The 18707-nt window shown below is 75.5% G+C and carries 21 protein-coding genes; 11 read left to right on the forward strand and 10 right to left on the reverse strand.

The window, feature by feature from the left end; translation table 11 throughout:
* Positions 1-12: 12 nt before the first annotated feature.
* The 8 genes from K1Y72_RS02815 to K1Y72_RS02850 form a co-directional block, all read right to left on the reverse strand.
* Positions 13-1221 carry a S8 family serine peptidase gene (locus tag K1Y72_RS02815; RefSeq protein WP_220162945.1) on the reverse strand — a complete coding sequence of 403 codons (1209 nt, stop codon included), beginning with the start codon at positions 1219-1221 and terminating at the stop codon, positions 13-15.
* On the reverse strand, positions 1215-1991 hold the full coding sequence (locus tag K1Y72_RS02820; RefSeq protein WP_220162947.1) for a hypothetical protein: 777 nt from the start codon (positions 1989-1991) through the stop codon (positions 1215-1217). The genes K1Y72_RS02815 and K1Y72_RS02820 overlap by 7 nt, the downstream gene beginning before the upstream one ends.
* Before the next feature lie 55 nt (positions 1992-2046).
* On the reverse strand, positions 2047-3237 hold the full coding sequence (locus K1Y72_RS02825; RefSeq protein WP_220162948.1) for a S8 family serine peptidase: 1191 nt from the start codon (positions 3235-3237) through the stop codon (positions 2047-2049).
* Positions 3231-3986 (reverse strand): hypothetical protein, encoded by a 756-nt coding sequence (locus K1Y72_RS02830; protein ID WP_220162950.1) that lies wholly within the window; start codon positions 3984-3986, stop codon positions 3231-3233. The genes K1Y72_RS02825 and K1Y72_RS02830 overlap by 7 nt, the downstream gene beginning before the upstream one ends.
* Positions 3987-4030: 44 nt before the next feature.
* Positions 4031-5236, reverse strand: a complete 1206-nt coding sequence (locus K1Y72_RS02835; RefSeq protein ID WP_220162952.1) for a S8 family serine peptidase — start codon at positions 5234-5236, stop codon at positions 4031-4033.
* On the reverse strand, positions 5230-6060 hold the full coding sequence (locus K1Y72_RS02840; RefSeq protein WP_220162954.1) for a hypothetical protein: 831 nt from the start codon (positions 6058-6060) through the stop codon (positions 5230-5232). The genes K1Y72_RS02835 and K1Y72_RS02840 overlap by 7 nt, the downstream gene beginning before the upstream one ends.
* Positions 6061-6168: 108 nt before the next feature.
* Positions 6169-6363 carry a CsbD family protein gene (locus tag K1Y72_RS02845; protein WP_220162956.1) on the reverse strand — a complete coding sequence of 65 codons (195 nt, stop codon included), beginning with the start codon at positions 6361-6363 and terminating at the stop codon, positions 6169-6171.
* A 69-nt stretch (positions 6364-6432) separates the two neighbouring features.
* Complete coding sequence (locus tag K1Y72_RS02850; RefSeq protein WP_258571862.1) at positions 6433-6630, reverse strand: hypothetical protein; 198 nt, start codon at positions 6628-6630, stop codon at positions 6433-6435.
* A gap of 213 nt (positions 6631-6843) precedes the next feature.
* Here K1Y72_RS02850 and moeZ point away from each other — a divergent pair, with 213 nt between their 5' ends.
* Positions 6844-8025: an adenylyltransferase/sulfurtransferase MoeZ gene (gene moeZ / locus K1Y72_RS02855; protein WP_220162958.1), complete on the forward strand. Its 1182-nt coding sequence runs from the start codon at positions 6844-6846 to the stop codon at positions 8023-8025.
* A gap of 55 nt (positions 8026-8080) precedes the next feature.
* Here the strand turns inward: moeZ and K1Y72_RS02860 are convergent, their stop codons facing one another.
* Together K1Y72_RS02860 and K1Y72_RS02865 are read right to left on the reverse strand one after the other, a co-directional pair.
* Positions 8081-8959 (reverse strand): SGNH/GDSL hydrolase family protein, encoded by an 879-nt coding sequence (locus K1Y72_RS02860; RefSeq protein ID WP_220162960.1) that lies wholly within the window; start codon positions 8957-8959, stop codon positions 8081-8083.
* A gap of 128 nt (positions 8960-9087) precedes the next feature.
* The gene (locus tag K1Y72_RS02865; protein WP_308286852.1) at positions 9088-9807 is read right to left on the reverse strand and encodes a TetR/AcrR family transcriptional regulator; all 720 of its coding nucleotides are present in this window, start codon (positions 9805-9807) and stop codon (positions 9088-9090) included.
* Positions 9808-9983: 176 nt separating this feature from the next.
* On the opposite strand from K1Y72_RS02865, the gene K1Y72_RS02870 reads away from it, so the two are divergent.
* The 10 genes from K1Y72_RS02870 (at position 9984) to K1Y72_RS02915 (ending at position 18694) form a co-directional block, all read left to right on the forward strand.
* Positions 9984-12164 (forward strand): MMPL family transporter, encoded by a 2181-nt coding sequence (locus K1Y72_RS02870; RefSeq protein WP_220162964.1) that lies wholly within the window; start codon positions 9984-9986, stop codon positions 12162-12164.
* 197 nt (positions 12165-12361) lie between these two features.
* The gene (locus tag K1Y72_RS02875; protein ID WP_220162966.1) at positions 12362-12658 is read left to right on the forward strand and encodes a hypothetical protein; all 297 of its coding nucleotides are present in this window, start codon (positions 12362-12364) and stop codon (positions 12656-12658) included.
* A 106-nt stretch (positions 12659-12764) separates the two neighbouring features.
* Positions 12765-13523 (forward strand): SGNH/GDSL hydrolase family protein, encoded by a 759-nt coding sequence (locus K1Y72_RS02880; RefSeq protein WP_258571863.1) that lies wholly within the window; start codon positions 12765-12767, stop codon positions 13521-13523.
* Between the two features lie 88 nt (positions 13524-13611).
* Positions 13612-14586: an ATP-dependent DNA ligase gene (locus tag K1Y72_RS02885; RefSeq protein ID WP_220162970.1), complete on the forward strand. Its 975-nt coding sequence runs from the start codon at positions 13612-13614 to the stop codon at positions 14584-14586.
* A 3-nt stretch (positions 14587-14589) separates the two neighbouring features.
* Positions 14590-15501, forward strand: coding sequence for a non-homologous end-joining DNA ligase (gene ligD / locus K1Y72_RS02890; protein WP_220162972.1), 912 nt, complete (start codon positions 14590-14592; stop codon positions 15499-15501).
* A 124-nt stretch (positions 15502-15625) separates the two neighbouring features.
* The gene (locus K1Y72_RS02895) at positions 15626-16939 is read left to right on the forward strand and encodes a dihydrolipoyl dehydrogenase family protein (protein ID WP_258571864.1); all 1314 of its coding nucleotides are present in this window, start codon (positions 15626-15628) and stop codon (positions 16937-16939) included.
* Between the two features lie 34 nt (positions 16940-16973).
* Entirely contained in the window at positions 16974-17183 is a 210-nt protein-coding gene (locus K1Y72_RS02900) for an Rv3202a family protein (RefSeq protein ID WP_220162974.1), read from the forward strand.
* 121 nt (positions 17184-17304) lie between these two features.
* Entirely contained in the window at positions 17305-17925 is a 621-nt protein-coding gene (locus tag K1Y72_RS02905; protein WP_220162976.1) for a TetR/AcrR family transcriptional regulator, read from the forward strand.
* A gap of 125 nt (positions 17926-18050) precedes the next feature.
* Entirely contained in the window at positions 18051-18287 is a 237-nt protein-coding gene (locus K1Y72_RS02910; protein WP_220162978.1) for a DUF3107 domain-containing protein, read from the forward strand.
* 140 nt (positions 18288-18427) lie between these two features.
* Positions 18428-18694 carry a GlsB/YeaQ/YmgE family stress response membrane protein gene (locus K1Y72_RS02915; RefSeq protein WP_220162980.1) on the forward strand — a complete coding sequence of 89 codons (267 nt, stop codon included), beginning with the start codon at positions 18428-18430 and terminating at the stop codon, positions 18692-18694.
* Positions 18695-18707 lie beyond the last annotated feature (13 nt).

Below are 18707 nucleotides of genomic sequence, written 5' to 3' on the forward strand. Positions count from 1 at the left end.
GGCGCGAGCCGCTCAGCCCACCACGGGCGGTGCCTCGCTCTCCTTCTCGGCCGATTCCGCGGGCGCCTCCGGTTCCGGCTCCAGGGGTTTGCGCTTGCGGACGGCGAGCAACAGGGCGGCGCCGAGCAGGGCGAGGCCGAGCAGCGCCAGGCCCGCCGCTGCGCCCATGACGGGCAGCCGCGGTTTCGCCGCGCGGACGTCGCCCGGCTTGCCGCCCCCGCCGAACCGCGACGTCGCCGCGAACTCCTCCGCGGGCTCGGCCGCCAGCTGCTGGGAGATCGCCTTGGCCTTGTCGAGCGCGCCCTTGGCGTTGACGTACCCGAACCCGAGGTCGGTGTCGTAGTGGCCCGCGCCCTTGGGGTGCCGCGCCGACGTGGTGAGCGCCATCGCGACCTGCTGCGGCGTCAGCTTCGGGTACTTCGACCTGACCATCGTGGCGGCGGCCGTCACCCAGGCGAGGGAGACGCCGGGCCCCCACACCTCCCACGGGCCGCCCACCCCGGCGCCGATCGTCTTGCTCGCCGGGGCGGCCAGCGCGATCTGGCTGCTCGGCCGCGTGAACTTCCCGTCGCGCTCGCCGCCGGCCTTCACCGAGGCCACGGCGATGACGCCGGGCGCCGCCGCCGGCTGGAGGTCGTAGACCTCCCTGTCCATGCCCGTCGCCGTCACCACGACCGCGTTCTTGTCGAGCGCGTAGGCGACGGCCTGGGAGACCGCGCCGTTGTCGTCGAAGGTGGAGACGTCGACGGCGATCACGCCGGCGTCGTGGTCGGCGGCCCACGTGATGCCGTCGGCGAGGGCCTTCGCGCCGTAGGCCTGGTGGTTCCAGTGCGTCGCGCCGGGGTCCTTGCCGTTGGGATAGGCCCGGACGGGCAGCAGCCGCGCCCCGCTGACGAAGCCCGGCGCGTTCGCGGGGCCGCTGTCGCCGACCAGCAGGGAGGCGATCACGGTGTCGTACCGGCGCGTGGGGCGCGGGGTGCCCACCAGGTCGTGCTGGGGTTCCAGCGAGCCGCGCAACGCCCGCACCTTCGGGTCCACGCCCTCGCCGACGAGCGCGATCTTCACGCCCTCGCCCTTGGTGACGCGGCGGGCCAGGGCCATATCGGCGATCGCCCGGACGGCCCAGCCGGCGTCCGCGGAGGCCGGCCGGGCCGGCACCACGAGCGTCCCGGTGGCGACGGCGGCGGCGCCGAGCAGCGCCGCGATCCTGGATCTCAGCATCGGACGCCCTCCACCTTGCACGGGTCGTTGCTCTCGCGCAGCTTCTCCATCAGGTCGTAGAGGGCGGCCTTGGAGAACGCGAAGTCCTCGTCGAGGTCGTCCTTGGCGATGCCGCCGCGCCCGTCGGTCCAGCCCGCCGTCCGGAAGAACACGTAGGGCGTGCGGTTGCCGTCCACGGCGAACAGCCGCCGCGCCTTGTCGTCGAAGGACTGGGCGGTCGTGCCGCCCACTTGCAGGGCGCGCACGCCGTGCCGGGTGCCCGCGTCGCCGAGCGCGGAGATCGCGTTGGTCGCCTGGTCGGTGCCGGGCAGGACCGCGACGCCGAGGGTGCCGGCGAGCGTGCCGGCGCCGCCGCTGTAGGTGGCGCGCAGCACCGTCCGGCAGCCGTACCTGGCGAGGACCGCGGCGATCTCCCTGTCCAGGCCGTCCGCGCACGGTACCGGGACGGCGATGCCGAGCCTCCGGTAGGGCGTCGCCGGGGTGCCCACGCCCTCGCTGGATCCGTCGCCGCCGGCCATCGGGAAGATCCGGCCGGCCGGGAGGCGCTTCCAGCGGGCCGCGAGCTCGGTCGCGCCGGCCTTCTCGATCTCGGCGGCGGTGGGCTTGCGGGTGAGGTCCAGGACGGCGAGGGTGGCGCCGCCGGCGAGGGCGGCGACGCCGAGGACCGCCGGCAGGGCGATCAGCAGGACGGGGCGGCGGCGCCGGGCCGGGCGCGCCGCGCCGGGCGCCGTCGGCGGCGCCTCGGGGGGAGTCTCGGGGGGTTGGGGCACAGAGCGTTATCGAACAGCAGTTCAATAACGAAACGATCATCAGTAAGGTCGCGGGTCAGCCACGGCGACGCGCCAGGTAAAGGCAGGACGCGACGAGGCCAGCGAGGCCGAGCAGCGCCGCGACGCTGTAGGCGAGCAGCGGCCCGCCCGCGTGGTGCACCACCTGCACGGCCCGCCCGTCGGAGTCGCCGAAGCTCTCCGTCGCGGCCTTGCCGAGCCCCTCCAGCCGGGCGCCCGCGATGCGGTCCGACTCCTGCAGCGCGGTCAGCGCGTCCACCCGCCCGAACCCGACGCCGCGGTCGTAGCCGGCGGCCGGGCGGTGCTGCGGGCCCGCGACGAGGGCCTGCGCGACGAGGGCGGGCGCCATCTTCGGGTGCCGGGCGCGGATCAGCGCGGCGACGCCCGACACGAACGCGGTCGCGGGGCTGGTGCCGTCGCCGACCCAGTACCGGTCCCCCGGCCCCGCCCCGATGATCTGCACGCCGGGCGCCGACACCACCACCGCCGAGTTGCGGTTGGAGAACCCGGCGTGGCGGCCCGCGGCGTCCACGGCGGCGACCGACACGACGCCGGGGAAGGACGCCGGGTAGGTGAACTCGGCGTGCCCGCCGCGCTTGGCCGACCGCTCGGCGCCGCCGTTGCCCGCCGCCGCGACGACGACGGCGCCGCGCTCGACGGCGTAGGCGGTCGCCTCGCGCTCGGCGCGGGTCGGGTAGGAGCGGCCGAGCGACAGGTTGACGACGTCGGCGCCGTGGTCGACGGCGTACCGGATGCCCTGCGCGATGGTGCCCTCGTAGCGCTCGTCGCCGCTGAAGGACGCGAAGCCCGGCTCGTCGCCCTCCAGGATCACCCGCAGCGACAGCAGCCGCGCCTCGGGCGCGACGCCGGTGATCCCGTCGCCGCCGCCGGGGCCGTGCCCGTGCCCGGCGATGATCGAGGCCATGTTGGTGCCGTGCAGCCGCTTCGGCACGACGCCGGGCGGGTTCGCGCCCGCGGTGTAGTCGGGGCCGGTGGTGACGGACCCGGTGAGGTCGGCCTGGGCGCCGTCCACGCCCGAGTCCAGGACGGCGACGGTGACGCCGCGGCCCCGGCTGTAGGCCCACGCCTGCGGCACGTTCAGCGCGTCGAGGACGCCCGCCATCGTGTCGTGCACCTGGTCGGCGCGGGCGGGCGCGGCGGGCGCGGCGAGCGGCGCGGGCAGCGCGAGCGCGACGGCGGCGGCGAGCGCGGCGGCGCGCCTCAGCACGACCACTCCGGGTCGGCGCAGACGACGCGGGGCACCGCGGCGAGCGGCCGGAGGACGGCGCCCGCGAGCTGCGGCCCGAGCGAGGCGACGTCGTCCTGCTTCCGCCCGGCCACGGCGGGCCGCCCGTCGGCGTACCCGACGGTCGCGGCGACGACGTAGGGGCCGCTCTGCCGGACCGCGGCCGCCTGCCGGGCGGCGTCGCCGAAGCGGGCCGCGACCGAGGCGGGGAAGCCGAGCGCGCGGAGGCCCGGCCGCGGCGCGGCGGCGGGGAACCGGCGGGCCGCGGCGGCGGCGCGGCCCGCGTCGGGGAACGCCGCGACGCCGACGGTGACGGCGAGGCCCTGCGCCTGGTCGAGGTAGGTGGCGCGGAGCAGCGCGCGGCAACCGCCGCCGTCCAGGCCCGGGGCGAGGGCGGCGTCCACCCCGTCCGCGCAGGCGGTGCCGGGGTCGATGCCGACGCGGCGGGCGGTCTCGGCCGACCCCATGTCCAGGGTGTAGGCGAGCCGCGCGGGGAAGATCCGCCCCGCCGACCAGACCCGGTAGCGCTGCGCGACCTCGGTGCGGGCGGCGGCGGCGAGCTCGGCGGCCGACGGGCCGCGGGTCAGCTCGCCGCCGAGGCGGACGCCCGCGACGGCGAGCACGGCGGCGCAGCCGGCGGCCGTGACGAGCGCGACGGCGGACCGGCCGCGCCCCGCCGGGCCGGGGCCGGCCTCGGCGAGTTCGGGGGTGGGGACCTCGGCGCGCGACACGCTGCGGAGCGTAGCCGACCGCCGCGCCGTCGCGCGGTCGGGCGTCACGCGGCGGGGCGGCGGGGGTTGCGGCGGGCCAGGAGGCGGGCGATGAGGAGGGCGCCGCCCGCCCCGGCGACGGCGCCGCCGACGACGAGGGCGAGCAGCGGCCGCACCCAGGCGGGGCGCTGCACGACCTCGACGGGCCCCGGGCGCGCCGGGCCGAACCGCTCGTCGTCCTTCTTGGCGGCGGGCGCGCGGACGGCGGCCAGCCGGTCGGCGGCGGCGAGCGCCCGGTAGGCGCTGACCTCGCCGAAGCCGGTGTCGACGTCGTAGGCGCCGTCGTTGTTGCGGCTGCCGCCGATGAGGGCCTGCGCGACGAGCGCGGGCGCCATCTTCGGGTGCCGGGACCGGATGAGCGCGGCGACGCCCGACACGACGGCGCTCGCGTCGCTGGTGCCGGCGCTCAGGTAGTACTTGCCGTCGGGGCCGCCGATCGGGATGTCGGTGCCGGGCGCCGACAGGACCGCCGCGTAGTTGCGGTTGGAGAACTTCGCGCGGCCGTGCGCGTCGTCGGTGGCGGCGACGGCGATGACGCCGGGGAAGGACGCCGGGTAGGAGTAGGGCGCGAAGCCGTCGCCGTCGAGCTTGCCCTGCTCGTCGCCGTCGTTGCCGACGGCCGACACCACCACCACGCCCTTGCCGACCGCGTACCCGATGGCCTCGCGCTCGGCGTCGGAGCCCTCGTAGTTGCCGAGCGAGAGGTTGATGACGTCGGCGCCGTGGTCGGCGGCGTAGCGGATGCCGCGCCCGACCGCGCCCTCGGCCTTCTCGGAGGTGCGGTAGCGGGGGTAGGAGCCGTCCTCGGGCTCGGCGATCGCGCGGATGCCGAGGATGCGGGACTCGGGCGCGAGGCCGATGACGCCCGCGCGGCGGCCGGCGCCGTGCCCGCGCCCGGCGATGATCGTCGCCATGCCGGTGCCGTGCTCGCGGACGACGTGCGCGCCGGCGTCGACCGCGGCCAGCATGTTCGGGCCGGTGGTGACCTTGCCGGCGAGGTCGGCCTGGCCGGCGGCGACGCCGGAGTCCACGACGGCGACGGTGACGCCCTTGCCGCGGGTGAGCTTCCACGCCTGCGCGGCCTGCAGGACCTCCAGGATCGGCTGCTGGCGGTCGCGGACGGCGTCGGCGCGGGCGGGCGCGGCGACCGCGCCGGTGGTGAGGACGGCGGCGAGCGCGGCGGCCGTCCCGGCGGCGGCCCGCCTCAGCATCGCCACTCCTTCTTCTCCGCGCAGTCGGGGGTCGGGCGGGCGCCGAGCGGCAGCGCGATCCGCTCGGCGAGCTGCCGGGCGGGGCCGAACGCGTCGCCGGGCCGCGCCTTGGTGATGGCGGCGGCGGGCCGGCCGTCGCTCTGCCCGGCGGCGGTCAGCACCAGGTAGGGGCCGTAGCGGAGCGCGGTGCGGTGCTGGCGGGCGGCGTCGGTGAACCGCGCGGACGCGGTGCCGGCGAACGCGACGGCGTGCAGCGCCGGGTCGGCGGGGCGCGGCTCGTCGGGGTCGCTGTTCGGCGGCATCGCCCGCAGCGCGGCGTCGGCCTTCCAGGCGTCCGGGAAGGCGATCACCCCGACGGTGACGACGACGCCCTGCAGGCCGTCGGTGTAGGTGGCGCGGAGCGCCCCGCGGCAGTCCTGCTTGCGCAGCGCCGCGGCGATCGCCTCGTCGGCGGCCCCGTCGCAGGAGGTGTCGGGCAGCACGCCGAGCCGGGTGGCGCGCTCGGTGCGGTCGTCGCCGAAGGTGTAGGCGACCTGCTGGGGGAAGATGCGGCCGGCGGGCCAGGTCCGCCAGCGGCGCGCGACCTCGGCGCTCGCGGCGAGCCGCAGCTCGGCGTCCGTCGGGGCGCGGTGCAGGGTGGCCCACGCCGCGGCGAACGCGCCGCCGGCCAGCACCGTGTAGCAGAGGCCGAGCGCGACGGCGACCACCATCCACTGGCGGCTGCGCAGGCCGAGCACGGTGGGCCGCCACGGCCGGTCCGGGTAGGGGACCGGCGGGGGCGGCGGAGGGACGGGGGGCTGGGGATAGGGGGGCCAGGACGCCACAACCGCCAAGATTAGCTGTGCTTTGTCACGATCCGCCCTGACTCTTGCGGCAGAACAGCGAAAAGGCCCCCGGAGGGGCCTTTCCATCGGGGTCCGTGGCGTCCCCCGTCACCGCTTGAAGGTGTCCTTCGCCTCCTTGGCGGCGTCCTTCACCTGCTCGCCGACCTGCTTGGCGCCGCCGGCGGTGCGGTCCTTGCGGCCCTCGGCCTCCAGGTACGGGTCGTCGGCGCGGCGGCCGGCGTCCTCCTTGGCGGCGCCCTTGGCCTTCTGCGTCTTGTTCTTCAGCTTGTCCAGGAAACCCATGGTCCCTCGTCCTCTCGTCCGGTTGCCGTACAGCGAGCCATTTGCCCGCTTTGAAGTGATATATGTCGGCTAGGCGTTCGCACCCATGTCGCGCCGGATGCGCTCGGCCTCGCGGTGGATCTCCACCTCGGTGTCCAGCAGCTTCGCCTCGGCCTTCTCGGTGCGCAGCCGCGCCCGCATCTCGCGGAGGCTCGGGGTCCGGCGCCGCTCGCGCGCCGCCGCCTTGCGCTCCGCCCTCGCCCGGGAGAACCTGTCCCGCATCCCCATGGCCCCTCACTCCTTCGCGCTGTCCCGTCTGCGGTCGCAGCGATGCCCCCCTTTCGCCGGTTCATGCGCGAACGTGCCCTGACGTGGGGATCGGAGGGGAGCGGGTGTGCGGGAATGCGCCCGGACATGGCAGGGTTGTGCTGTGGACAGGACGACGGAGTCCCGCCCCCGCGAACCCGTCTGGCCCGCGCACCAACCTCTGGAGCAGTCACCGTGTCGTTGCCACCTCTGGTCGAGCCCGCAGCGGAGCTCACCCGCGACGAGGTCAACCGCTACTCGCGCCACCTGATCATCCCCGACGTCGGGATGGCCGGGCAGAAGCGCCTGAAGAACGCCCGGGTGCTCTGCGTGGGCGCGGGCGGCCTCGGCTCCCCCGCGCTCATGTACCTGGCCGCCGCGGGCGTCGGCACGCTCGGCGTCATCGACTTCGACGTCGTCGACGAGTCCAACCTGCAGCGCCAGATCATCCACCGCCAGTCCACCCTCGGCCTGCCGAAGGCCGAGTCGGCCGCCGCCACCGTCCGCGAGATCAACCCGCTGATCGACGTGGTGGTGCACAACGTCGCGCTCGACCGCGACAACGTGCTGGAGATCTTCGCCCGGTACGACCTCATCGTGGACGGCACCGACAACTTCGCCACCCGCTACATGGTGAACGACGCCGCGGTGCTGCTCGGCAAGCCGTACGTGTGGGGCTCGATCTACCGCTTCGACGGGCAGGCCAGCGTGTTCTGGGCCGAGCACGGCCCCTGCTACCGCTGCCTCTACCCCGAGCCCCCGCCCCCCGGCATGGTGCCCTCCTGCGCCGAGGGCGGCGTGCTCGGCGTGCTCTGCGCGTCGATCGGCTCCATCCAGGTGAACGAGGCGATCAAGCTGATCACCGGGATCGGCGAGCCGCTGGTCGGCCGGCTGACGGTCTACGACGCCCTGGAGATGAGCTACCGCAACGTCAAGGTCCGCAAGGACCCCGAGTGCCCGCTCTGCGGCAAGAACCCGACGCAGACCGAGCTGCTGGAGGACTACGACGCCTTCTGCGGCGCGGTGTCGGAGGAGGCCGCCGAGGCCGCGAAGGACTCCACCATCTCGGTGCACGAGCTGAAGGCCATGCAGGACCGCGGCGACGACATCTTCCTGGTGGACGTGCGCGAGCCGAACGAGTACGAGATCGTCTCGATCCCCGGCGCGACGCTCATCCCGAAGGGCGAGTTCCTGAACGGGTCCGCGCTGGAGCGGCTGCCGCAGGACAAGAAGATCGTGCTGCACTGCAAGTCGGGCGTCCGCTCGGCCGAGGCGCTCGCCGTCGTCAAGCAGGCGGGCTTCGGCGACGCGGTGCACGTCGGCGGCGGCGTGCTGGCGTGGGTCAACCAGATCGACCCGAGCCAGCCGTCCTACTGACCCGGTGACGGCGCGGAGGCCCCGGACGCGAGCGCGTCCGGGGCCTCCGCCGTTCCTACAGCCGCCCGGCGATGACCTGGGCGTAGGCGGCCTCGCCGTTCCGGTTGGGGTGCAGCGGCGCGGCGAGGTTCACCGGCACGTACCCCTCGATCCACTTCTTGGCCGCGCTCTGGCAGGCGTCGTGCCCGGCGCTCGGGCCGACGAGGTCGACGTAGGTGGCGCCGTGCGCGGCGGCCTGCGCCGAGATCACCGCGTTGAGCCGGTTCACCAGGCCCTGCAGCCAGTCGGCGTCGCTCGGCAGCACCGGCACGACCGGCCAGCACCCGTGCGCCTTGATGTAGAGCCCGTACCCGGTGACGACGACCCGCGCCTGCGGCGCCCGCTGGTGGACCGCGTCGAGGACGGCCGCGAGCCGCGGCCCGAACGCGTCCACCCGCTGCGCGACCTGGTCCACGCCGCCCGAGGTGTGCTCGGACCGGCAGGTGGCCGCGGTCGGGTCGAGCTTGACGCAGTCCTCGGCGACGCCGATCAGCCCGGCGTCGTTGCCGCCGACGGTGAGGGTGACGAGCGTCGTCGTCGCCGCCAGCGCGTCGAGCTGCGGCGGGACGGTCACCGACGTCTGCCCGAGCAGGCTCGTCTGCTGCGGGTTGAACATGTCGTCGCTGTCGGCGCCGCTGCAGGTGACGTCCCGGAACACCGCCGCGCCGATCTTGGCGGTCAGCTCGTGCGCGTAGTTGTGGGTGGAGCGGCCGCACGCGACCGGCCCGGTGACGTCGGGGATGAGCGGGCCGGAGGCCATCGAGTCGCCGAGCGCGACGTACTCGGCGGTGGCGGCGGACGCCGCCGGGGCCGGGGCGAGCGCGAGGACGCCGAGCAGGGCGGGCACGGCGGCGGCGAGGGAGCGGCGGGCGAGGCGGGGGAACGGAAGGCGCATGGGTCCTCCTCGGGACGGGGTGGCGCCTGCCATGGTGAGGCCGTTCGTCCCGTTCGTCCCGGTCCGAACATCCAGACTTCGCCGCCCCGCGCTGGGGGATGCCCCAGCCCGGCCGCGCTCCCCCGCGCTCAGGCCGGAGGGCTGTAGGTCAGGCCGAGGAGGTCCGCCTGGTCGGCGAGCATCAGCTCGAACATCGGCTCCGCGTCGGCGAGCGCGAAGTCCAGGTGCCGGAACGCCTCCAGGCTGACGCCGCCGAGCAGGCGCGTCCAGCACTCCAGGAACCGCTGGACGACGCCGAGCGGCAGCGGGACGCCGCCGTAGGTGCCGTCCCGGTAGGCGCGCAGCTGCTCGCGCAGCCCGGGGTCGATCTCGTCGTCGGCCGGCACCGGGAAGCGCCGCTTCTGCCACAGCTCGATGAACAGCGCCATGAACGTCCAGCCGAAGCGGCGGGCGCACTCCTCGGCGAAGTCGTGCGCGCCCTCGGCGCCGAAGCCGGGCAGCGGGGCGCCGAACAGCAGCGCGAACTCGCCCGGGTGGCCGAGCGACCAGCGCCGGAAGATGCGGGCGGCGGCGAGGAACTTGGTGCTCATGTCGCCGTCCGGAGCGGCCCGGATGCCGGCGTCGAGCTCGTCGGAGATCTCGTTGAAGATGTCGCCGACGACGTGCCGCAGGAGCTCCTCGTGGCTGCCGAAGTACCGGTAGAGGGCGGGCGCGGTCATCCCCATCTCGCGCGCGATGGCGCGGAGCGTCACCGCTCCGGGCCCCTGCTCGACCAGCAGCGCGCGGGCGGTCTCGGAGATCTCCCGGATGGTCGCCGCGCGCATCCGGTCCCGCCTGGTCTCCCCCACGCCGCCCGTCCCCTCTCCGCCCGCTCGCCGGCCCGCCGTTCCGGCCGCTTCCGGCCGCCCCCGCATGATTCCCCAAGAACACCATTGACGGAAGCTAACAGCGTATGCAAGGTTAACGCCGTTCGCAGTTAACACCGTTCACGTCCGTGATGGCACTTCACCCTCGGGGAGTTCCCATGTTCGAGAGCTGGGGGCGGCTCGTGTACCGGCGGCGCCGCCTGACGCTGCTGCTCGCCACCGCCGCACTGGTCTTCGCCGGCGTCTGGGGGACGGGCGTGTTCGGCGCCCTCACCTCCGCCGGCGGCTTCGACACGCCGGGCAGCGAGAGCGCCCGCGCCGCCGCGACCGCCGACCGCGACCTCGGCCGCTCCGGCGCCGACGTCGTCGTCCTCTACCAGGCGGCCCCCGGCCGCACCGTGGACGACCCGTCCTACCGGGCCGCCGTCGAGGCGTCGCTCCGCGTGCTGCCCGCCGGGCACGTCGCGCGCGCCACCACCTACTGGAGCTCCGGCGCGCCGCGCCTGGTGAGCTCCGACCGCACCGCCACCTACGCCGTCCTCCAGCTGAAAGGCGCGGACGAGGCCGCCCGCGAGGACGACTACCACGCCGTCGAGGACGGCCTCGGGCGCGTCGGCGGCGGCCTCACCGCGCGGACCGGCGGCGACGTCGCCACCGGCGTCCAGATCAACGACCGGGTGAGCGCCGACATCGGCCGCGCCGAGGGCTTCGCCATGCCGGTCCTGCTGGTGCTGCTCGTGGTCATCTTCGGCGGGCTCGTCGCCGCGTCGCTGCCGCTGCTCGTCGGCGGGTTCGCCATCCTCGGCTCCTTCACCGCGCTCCGGCTGCTGTCCGGCGCCACCGACGTGTCGATCTTCGCGGTGAACATCACCACCTTCCTCGGGCTCGGCCTCGCCATCGACTACGGCCTGTTCATGGTGAGCCGCTTCCGCGAGGAGTCCCGCCGCCCGGGCGCCACCACCGAGGACGCGCTCGCCGCGACCATGGCGACCGCCGGGCGGACGGTCGCGGTCTCGGGCGTCACCGTCGCGGTGTCGCTCGCCGGGCTGCTGCTGTTCGACCAGACGTTCCTGCGCTCGATGGGCTACGGCGGCGTCGCCACCGTCGCCGTCTGCCTGCTCGGCGCCCTCACCGCGCTGCCCGCGCTGCTCGCCGTCCTCGGCCCGCGCGTGGACGCCCTGCGCGTCGGCCGGCGGCGCGCGCCCCGCGCCGAGGCCGCCGCCGCCCAGGGCGCCTGGTACCGGGTGGCGCGCAGCGTCATGCGGCGCCCGCTCGTCTACACCGTCGCGATCGTCGCGCTGCTCCTCGCGCTCGGCGCGCCCTTCCTCCGCATCAACTGGGGCGGCGTGGACGCGACCGCGCTGCCGAAGGGCGCCGACGCGCGGGTCGTCGCCGACGCGCTGCGCGACCGCTTCCCCGGCAACGGCACCCGGCCAATCACCGTCGTCGTCACCGGCAGCGCCGACCGCGCCGCCGTCCGCGACTACGCGGCGCGCCTCGACGCGGTGCCCGGCGTGACCGGCGTCGCGGTCTCCGGCGAGCGCGGCACCACCACCCGCCTGGACCTCGCCTTCACCGCCGACCCCGACTCCGGCGCGGCCCGCGCGCTCGTCGGGAGGGTCCGCGACGTCGCTCCCCCGCCCGGCGCGACCGCCCTCACCGGCGGCTGGACCGCCGACGTGGTCGACCAGCTGCACAGCCTCGGCGCGGTGCTGCCCTGGCTGGCCCTGTCGGTCGGCGCCGCCACGCTCGTCCTGCTGTTCCTGGCGTTCGGGTCGGTGGTGCTGCCGGTCAAGGCGGTGCTGGTCAACGCGCTGTCGCTGACGGCCGCGTTCGGCGCGGTCGTGCTGATCTTCCAGGACGGGCACCTGTCCGGGCCGCTCGCCTTCACCGCGACCGGCGCGATCGGCCCGGCCATGCCGATCCTCATGCTGGCCATGCTGTTCGGCATCTCGATGGACTACGAGGTGTTCCTGCTGTCGCGGGTCCGCGAGCAGTACGACCTGACCGGCGACAGCACCGCCGCCGTCGCGGGCGGCCTGCAGCGCACCGGCCGGATCATCACCAGCGCCGCGCTGCTGTTCGTCGTGGTGATCGGCGCGTTCGCCACCTCCGGCATCGCGTTCATCAAGATGGTCGGCGTCGGCATGGTCATCGCGATCCTGGTGGACGCCACCGTGGTGCGGGCGCTGCTCGTGCCCGCCACGATGCGGCTGCTCGGCCGCGCCAACTGGTGGGCGCCCGGACCGCTCGCCCGCCTGTACCGGCGGTTCGGCATCCGCGAGGAGGGCGCGCCCGCCGCCCGCCCCGAGGCCGCCGGGCAGCCCGCCCGGACGTGAGGTCCGCGCGAACGCGGCCGCGTTCTTGCGCGTTCCGGTTGTGAAGCCGGTCACGCACCGCCAGGATGGGACCGTTCCCGGGCCGTGCCGACGGCCGCCTGGCGGTGCGTGTCGCGCGCCCGCGCAGTGTCGCCGCGCCAGCCCGGCCGCGAGTCCCCGTCCTTCTCCGCGCCGCCGGGCGCAAGCGAGGAAAACCCATGCTCACGCAGGTCATGTCCGATGCCGAGATCGCCCTCGACCACCTGGAGCGGCTCACCGCCGAGCTGCGCTCGCGCGGCCTCCTCGTGGAGATCTCCGCGCCCGGCGACCGCCGCCCGTCCGCGCTGGTCGCCAACCCCGAGCTCACCGGCCTGAACGAGAGCGTCATCGCCGCCCGCGAGGCGTCCGGCTGGTCGTTCTTCTACGGGTGGGGCGAGCGCATCGCCCCCTGCGACGAGCCGTCGCGCGCCGCGACGCTGCTCGGCCGCGTCCTCGCCGTGCGCCGCGACGGCTGACGTCCGGCGCCGCGAACCCCGCGGCGGTGCGGTGCGGAGGGCCCGCGCCGCCGCGGTCCCACACCCCCGCCACTCGCATAGCGGCAGCTCACATAGCATGCGTTCCATGACGTGGACGCGCTATGTGGCGATCGGGGACTCCTTCACCGAGGGCATCGGGGACGCCCACCCCGACGGCACCCCGCGGGGCTGGGCCGACCGCGCCGCCGAGGCGCTCGCCGCCCGGACCGGCGGCTTCGCCTACGCCAACCTCGCCGTCCGCGGCAAGCTGCTCGGCCAGATCCTGGAGCGGCAGCTCCCCGAGGCGCTCGCCCTGAAGCCCGACCTGGTGACGGTCTCCGGCGGCGGCAACGACCTGCTGCGCCCCGGCACCGACGTCGACGCGCTCGCCGCGCTGATGGACGCCGGCGTCGCCGAGCTGCGCGCCGCCGGCGCCGACGTGGTGCTGTTCACCGGCATCGACCCGGTGAACTCCGCGGTCATCCGCCGCACCCGCGGCCGGGTCGCGCTGTTCAACGAGATGCTGCGCGCCATCGCGGTCCGCCGCGGCGCGCACGTCGTCGACCAGTGGTCCATGGACGTGCTGCACGACTGGCGGTGCTGGTCGGTGGACCGCCTGCACATGAACCCCGAGGGGCACCGCCGCGTCGCGCTCGCCCTGCTGGAGGCGCTCGGCGTCGCGGACGCCGGCGACTGGCGCGAGCCCGCCCTCGCCCCGCTGCCCGAGCTGAGCCGCGGCGCCCGCCTGCTGTTCGACGCCCGCTGGGCGCGCGGCTACCTCGCCCCCTGGATCGGGCGGCGGCTGCGCGGCCACTCCTCCGGCGACGCGATCACCGCCAAGCGGCCCGGCCTCACCCCGTTCTAGCGGCACCTCCGCCACGGGCGGGGCTTTGCCCGGGGATGGCGTCGCGAATCCCTTTTTGTGGGATGCCCGGCGGGGGTAAGACGTTCCCATGACCATGCCGTGGCCGATCGAGCCGATGACGGCCGCCTCCGGCGACCTGCCGGCGGCCGGCGAGCGCTGGGGCCTGGAGCTCAAATGGGACGGCCTGCGGGTGCTGGCGTCGGTGTCGGCGGACGGGGTGCGCGCCTCCGGCGGCGGCACCGCCGACCTCGCCGCCCGCTACCCCGAGCTGTCCGGGCTGGCCGACCTGCTGCCCCACCATGACGTGATCCTGGACGGCATGGTCGTCGCGTTCGCCGACGGCCGCCCGAGCTTCGCCCGCCTCCGCCGCCGCCTGGAGGCCGCCGTCCCGGACGCGCGGCTGGTGCGCGAGGTCCCCGTCCGGTACGTGGTGTTCGACCTGCTGTTCCTGGACGGGCGCCCGCTGTTCGAGCAGCCCTACGCCGGGCGCCGCGCCCTGCTGGACGAGCTGGACCTCGCCGCGACCGGCCCCGTCGAGGTGCCGCCCTACCTGGACGCCGCCGACACCGCGCAGGTCGCCGAGCTGCTGGAGTTCACCCGCGAGCAGCGGGTGGAGGGGCTGCTCGCCAAGCGCCTGGACTCCCCCTACCTGCCCGGGGCGCGCAGCGACCACTGGCGCAAGATCACCAGCCTGCACGCGCGGCGCGTCGTCGTCTGCGGCTGGAAGCCCGGCCGCGGGCGCCGCGAGGGCGGCGTCGGCGCGCTGCTGCTCGGCGAGTACGACGGCAAGGGCCGGCTCTGCGTCTCCGGCTGCGTCGAGACCGGCTTCACCGACGCCGTCCTCGACGGCCTGCACGGGCGCCTCGCGCCGCTCGCCCGCGCCGGCAGCCCCTTCGACGAGCAGGTGCCGCCCGAGGACGGGCGCGGCGCCCGATGGGTAGAACCCCGCCTGGTCGGGGAGGTGGCCTACAGCGTCCGGGAGGCGGACGGCAGGCTGCGCTACCCCGCGTGGCGCGGCCTGCGCGACGGCGAGGACCCGCTGGAGGTCGTCCGTGAGGAATGAGCGATGAGCGCGGCCGGGAAGGCCGCCAAGGAGTCGGTCGAGATCGGCGGGCACGACGTCGCGCTGTCCAACCTCGGCAAGGAGCTCTACCCCGGCTTCGCCAAGGGCGAGGTGGTCGACTACTTCCGGCGGGTGGCGCCCGCGATGCTGCCGCACCTGCGCGACCGTCCCGCCACCCGCAAGCGCTACCCCGACGGGGTGGACGGCAAGGCGTTCTTCGAGAAGAACGCGCCGCCGCACACCCCCGCGTGGGTCCGCACGGTGAACCTGCCGACGCCGGGCAGCAGCCGGGGCCGCGCGAGCCTCGACTACGTCGTCGTCGGCGACACCGCGACGCTGGTGTGGTGCGCCAACCTCGCCGCGTTGGAGCTGCACGTCCCGCAGTGGACGGTCGGGCCGCGCGGCGGTGTCCGCGACCCCGACCTGATGGTGTTCGACCTCGACCCCGGCCCGCCCGCCACCGTCATGGAGGCGCGCCGGGTCGCGGTGCTGCTGCGCGAGCTGCTCGCCGCCGACGGCCTCACCGCCTTCCCCAAGACCAGCGGCAAGAAGGGCCTGCACCTGTACGTCCCGGTCGAGCCGACCGCCCGCACCGCCGACTACGCGAAGGCGGCCGCCGAGCGCCTCGCCGAGGAGCACGGCGACCTCGTCCTCAGCCGGATGGAGCGCGACCTGCGCGGCGGCAAGGTGTTCCTGGACTGGAGCCAGAACAACCCGGGCAAGACGACCGTCGCGGCGTACTCGCTGCGGGCGGCGCCCCGCCCGTCGGTGTCGGCGCCCCTCGCCTGGGACGAGCTGGAGGCCGCCCGCGACCCGTCCGACCTGGCGTTCGGGCCCGCCGAGGTGCTGGCCCGCATCGACCGCCACGGCGACCTCCTGGAGGGCCTGGACGGCGCCCGCGCGCGCCTGCCGTAACCGGCCCGTCCGGACATCCCGCCGATCCCGCCGCAGCCGTATGTGTCCGAACCGCCACTCTCCGGCGTCGATTTCCGCCACCATGAGGGGCACGGGGACAGGCACCGGTGCGGAGGGATGACAGTTGTCGCAGAACCACTACGACGTCGTGGTGCTGGGCGGGGGGACCGCGGGCGAGCTCGCGGCCGTCGAGCTGGCCCGCTCCGGGCGCGACGTCGCGCTCGTGGAGAACCGCCTGGTCGGCGGCGAGGCCCCGCACTTCGCCGACGTCCCGTCCAAGTCGCTGCTGCTGTCGGCGCGGCGCGGGGAGAACTGGGAGCTCGCCCTCGCGCGCCGCGACGAGGTGACCCGCCACCTCGACGACGGCCGCGCCGTCGCCCGCACGGCCGACAGCGGCGTCACCGTGCTGCGCGGCTGGGGCCGCATCTGCGGTCCGGGCCGGCTGGACGTGGACGGCACCGAGTACACCTACGGCGACCTGGTCATCGCGGTCGGCAGCGAGCCGGCCGTCCCGGCGGTGGACGGCCTCGCGGACGTGCCGACCTGGACGAGCGATGAGGCGCTCACCGTCCCCGACCTGCCGCGCCGCCTGGTGATCCTCGGCGGCGGCCCGGTCGGCTGCGAGATGGCGCAGGTGTACGCGGCGTTCGGCTCGCAGGTGACGATCGTGGAGGCGTCCGGGCGGCTGCTCACCGCCGAGGCGCCGTTCGCCGGCGAGGTGCTCGCCGAGGCGCTCCGCCGCGCGGGCGTCGACCTGCGGCTCGGCGCCGAGCCCGCCCGCGTCGAGCGGGGCGAGACGGGCCTGCGGGTGTGGCTGTCGGACGGCGGCCGCCTCGACGCCGACCGGATCCTCATCGCCGCGGGCCGCCGGCCCCGGGTGGAGGGCTACGGCGTGGAGACCCTCGGCGTCCAGGCGGCGCCGGGCGCAGGGCTGCCGGTCGACGGCACCTGCCAGGTCGCCGACCGCGTGTGGGCGTGCGGCGACGTCACCGGCGTGGCCCGCACCACCCACGCCGCCCGCTACCAGGCGCGGGTGGTCGTCTCCAACGTCCTCGGCAAGCCCCGCGAGGCCGACCACCGGGCCGTCCCGCGCGTCGTCTACACCTCCCCGACGGTGTACGCGGTCGGCGTGTCGCCGGCGCGGGCGGAGGAACTCGGCATCGAAACGGTCGCGGCCGGGTACGACCTCGCCGCGACCGCCCGCGCCGCGGTGGAGGCCGACGAGCGGGGCCGGGTGGAGCTGTACGCCGATCCCGCCCGCGGGGTGCTGGTGGGCGCCGCCGCCGTCGGGCTCCACGCCGAGGAGTGGATGAGCGAGCTCGCCCTGGCGATCAGGGCGGAGACCCCGCTCGGCCTGCTCACCGACGTGGTGCACGCCTTCCCGACCTACGGGGAGGCGGTCGAGGCGGCGCTGCGGGAACTCGCGGCGCGCCTCTAGCGGGGCGCCCGCCGACCGAGGAGGGGGAACCGGAATGAGCGAGACGAGCGGGACCGGGCAGCCGCTGGAGGCGCCCTACGACGCGCCGGAGGCCGACGTCATCGAGCAGCGCGCGGCGCTGGGCGACGAGATCGACGGCGACGCGGGCCCGGAGGGGCAGGGCGAGCCGCCGCTCGACGCCGACCCGGCCGACGTGGCCGACCAGCGGCGCGAGGTGCGTCCCGACGAGGACGATTACCGCTGATCAACCGGGCCGGGCGGCCCGTTCCTGGTGACCGGCGAGGTTACCGGCGCGTAGGATGATGGGATTGACTCCCGCGGCGGGGAAGCACTCCCGCCGCACCGAACGGTGATCGGAGTGTGTGGTGACCGCGACCCCGGACGCCCGTCCCCGTGGCACTCGCCTGCCACGCCTGGCGCGCCGCAGGCAGTTGCTCGGCGCAGCCCAGGAGGTGTTCGTCGCGCAGGGCTACCATGCCGCGGCGATGGACGAGATCGCCGAGCGTGCCGGCGTCAGCAAGCCCGTGCTCTACCAGCACTTCCCGGGCAAGCTGGAGCTGTACCTGGCGCTGCTGGAGGAGCACGCCGAGGCGCTGGTGAAGGCCGTGCGCGACGCGCTCGGCTCGACCCAGGACAACAAGCTGCGGGTGCAGGCCAGCATGCAGGCGTTCTACGACTTCGTCGCCGGCGACGGCGAGGCGTACCGGCTCGTCTTCGAGTCCGACCTGCGCAACGTCGCGCCGGTGCGCGCGCGGGTGGACCGCGCCAACCAGCAGTGCGCCGAGATGATCGCCCAGGTGATCGCCGAGGACACCGACGCGCCGCCGGACGAGGCGTACCTGCTCGGCATGGGCCTCGTCGGCATGGCCGAGGTGAGCGCCCGCTACTGGCTCGGGCAGCACCGCTCGATCCCGAAGGACACCGCGGAGAGCATCATCGCCCGGCTCGCCTGGCGGGGCATCTCCGGCTTCCCGCGCACCACCTGAGCCGCGCGCGACGGACCGGTCCCCCCGCCCGCGGGCGGGGGGACCGGTCCGTCGCCGTCCGTGGCACCATCGGAGGAGAGGCGCCCGCCGGACGGCGGGCCCGGCCCGAGACAAGGGGTGGTCGCGTGCAGGTGCGCATCGGCGTGCAGTTCGTGCCGCGGGAGCTGGTGGTGGACACCCGGCAGAGCGGCGAGGAGGTCCAGCGGGCCCTCGCCGAGGCGCTGGCCGAGGAGCACGGCGTCCTCGTCCTGGACGACGTGAAAGGCGGGCGGGTCGTCGTTCCGGCGGACCGGGTCGGCTATCTGGAGATCGGCGAGGACGAGGCCCGCCGCGTCGGTTTCGGCGGCAACCAGTACACCTGATCCACGCCGGGCGCAATGCCCCTGACCTGCTGTTTGCCATTTTTTTGTTTCGATCCGTCCGGGCGGGCATAACGACCGCCGGAACGTGAGACCGCGGCGCACCGGGCGGCGCGGTGACGGAACGGGAATGGTGAACGGAAATGGTCCTGACGATCCTGTACTTCATCGTGGTCGGTGCCATCGTCGGCGCCCTCGCCCGGCTGGTCGTGCCCGGCCGCAACCCGATGGGCATCCTCGCCACGATCCTCGTCGGCATCGTCGGCGCGATCCTCGGCGGCCTGGTGGCCCACGCGATCGGCGTCGGCACGGTGCTCGCCCTCATCATCTCGGTCGTGATCGCCGCCGTCGGGGTGGCGCTGCTGACCGGCTACCAGACCAAGGGCCGCGGCCGTCGCAGCTTCCGGTGACCCCGGTGGCGCC

This window comes from Actinomadura parmotrematis, assembly GCF_019458805.1.
GTDB classification, from domain to species: Bacteria; Actinomycetota; Actinomycetes; order Streptosporangiales; family Streptosporangiaceae; genus Spirillospora; species Spirillospora parmotrematis.

Coding starts and splice junctions, on each gene's coding strand:
- K1Y72_RS02815 (WP_220162945.1), bottom strand. CDS start 1,221: ATGCTGAGATCCAGGATCGCGGCGCTGCTCGGCGCCGCCGCCGTCGCC.
- K1Y72_RS02835 (WP_220162952.1), bottom strand. CDS start 5,236: ATGCTGAGGCGGGCCGCCGCCGGGACGGCCGCCGCGCTCGCCGCCGTC.
- K1Y72_RS02845 (WP_220162956.1), bottom strand. CDS start 6,363: ATGGGTTTCCTGGACAAGCTGAAGAACAAGACGCAGAAGGCCAAGGGC.
- K1Y72_RS02850 (WP_258571862.1), bottom strand. CDS start 6,630: ATGGGGATGCGGGACAGGTTCTCCCGGGCGAGGGCGGAGCGCAAGGCG.
- K1Y72_RS02860 (WP_220162960.1), bottom strand. CDS start 8,959: ATGCGCCTTCCGTTCCCCCGCCTCGCCCGCCGCTCCCTCGCCGCCGCC.
- K1Y72_RS02870 (WP_220162964.1), top strand. CDS start 9,984: ATGTTCGAGAGCTGGGGGCGGCTCGTGTACCGGCGGCGCCGCCTGACG.
- K1Y72_RS02875 (WP_220162966.1), top strand. CDS start 12,362: ATGCTCACGCAGGTCATGTCCGATGCCGAGATCGCCCTCGACCACCTG.
- K1Y72_RS02880 (WP_258571863.1), top strand. CDS start 12,765: ATGACGTGGACGCGCTATGTGGCGATCGGGGACTCCTTCACCGAGGGC.
- K1Y72_RS02885 (WP_220162970.1), top strand. CDS start 13,612: ATGACCATGCCGTGGCCGATCGAGCCGATGACGGCCGCCTCCGGCGAC.
- ligD (WP_220162972.1), top strand. CDS start 14,590: ATGAGCGCGGCCGGGAAGGCCGCCAAGGAGTCGGTCGAGATCGGCGGG.
- K1Y72_RS02900 (WP_220162974.1), top strand. CDS start 16,974: ATGAGCGAGACGAGCGGGACCGGGCAGCCGCTGGAGGCGCCCTACGAC.
- K1Y72_RS02915 (WP_220162980.1), top strand. CDS start 18,428: ATGGTCCTGACGATCCTGTACTTCATCGTGGTCGGTGCCATCGTCGGC.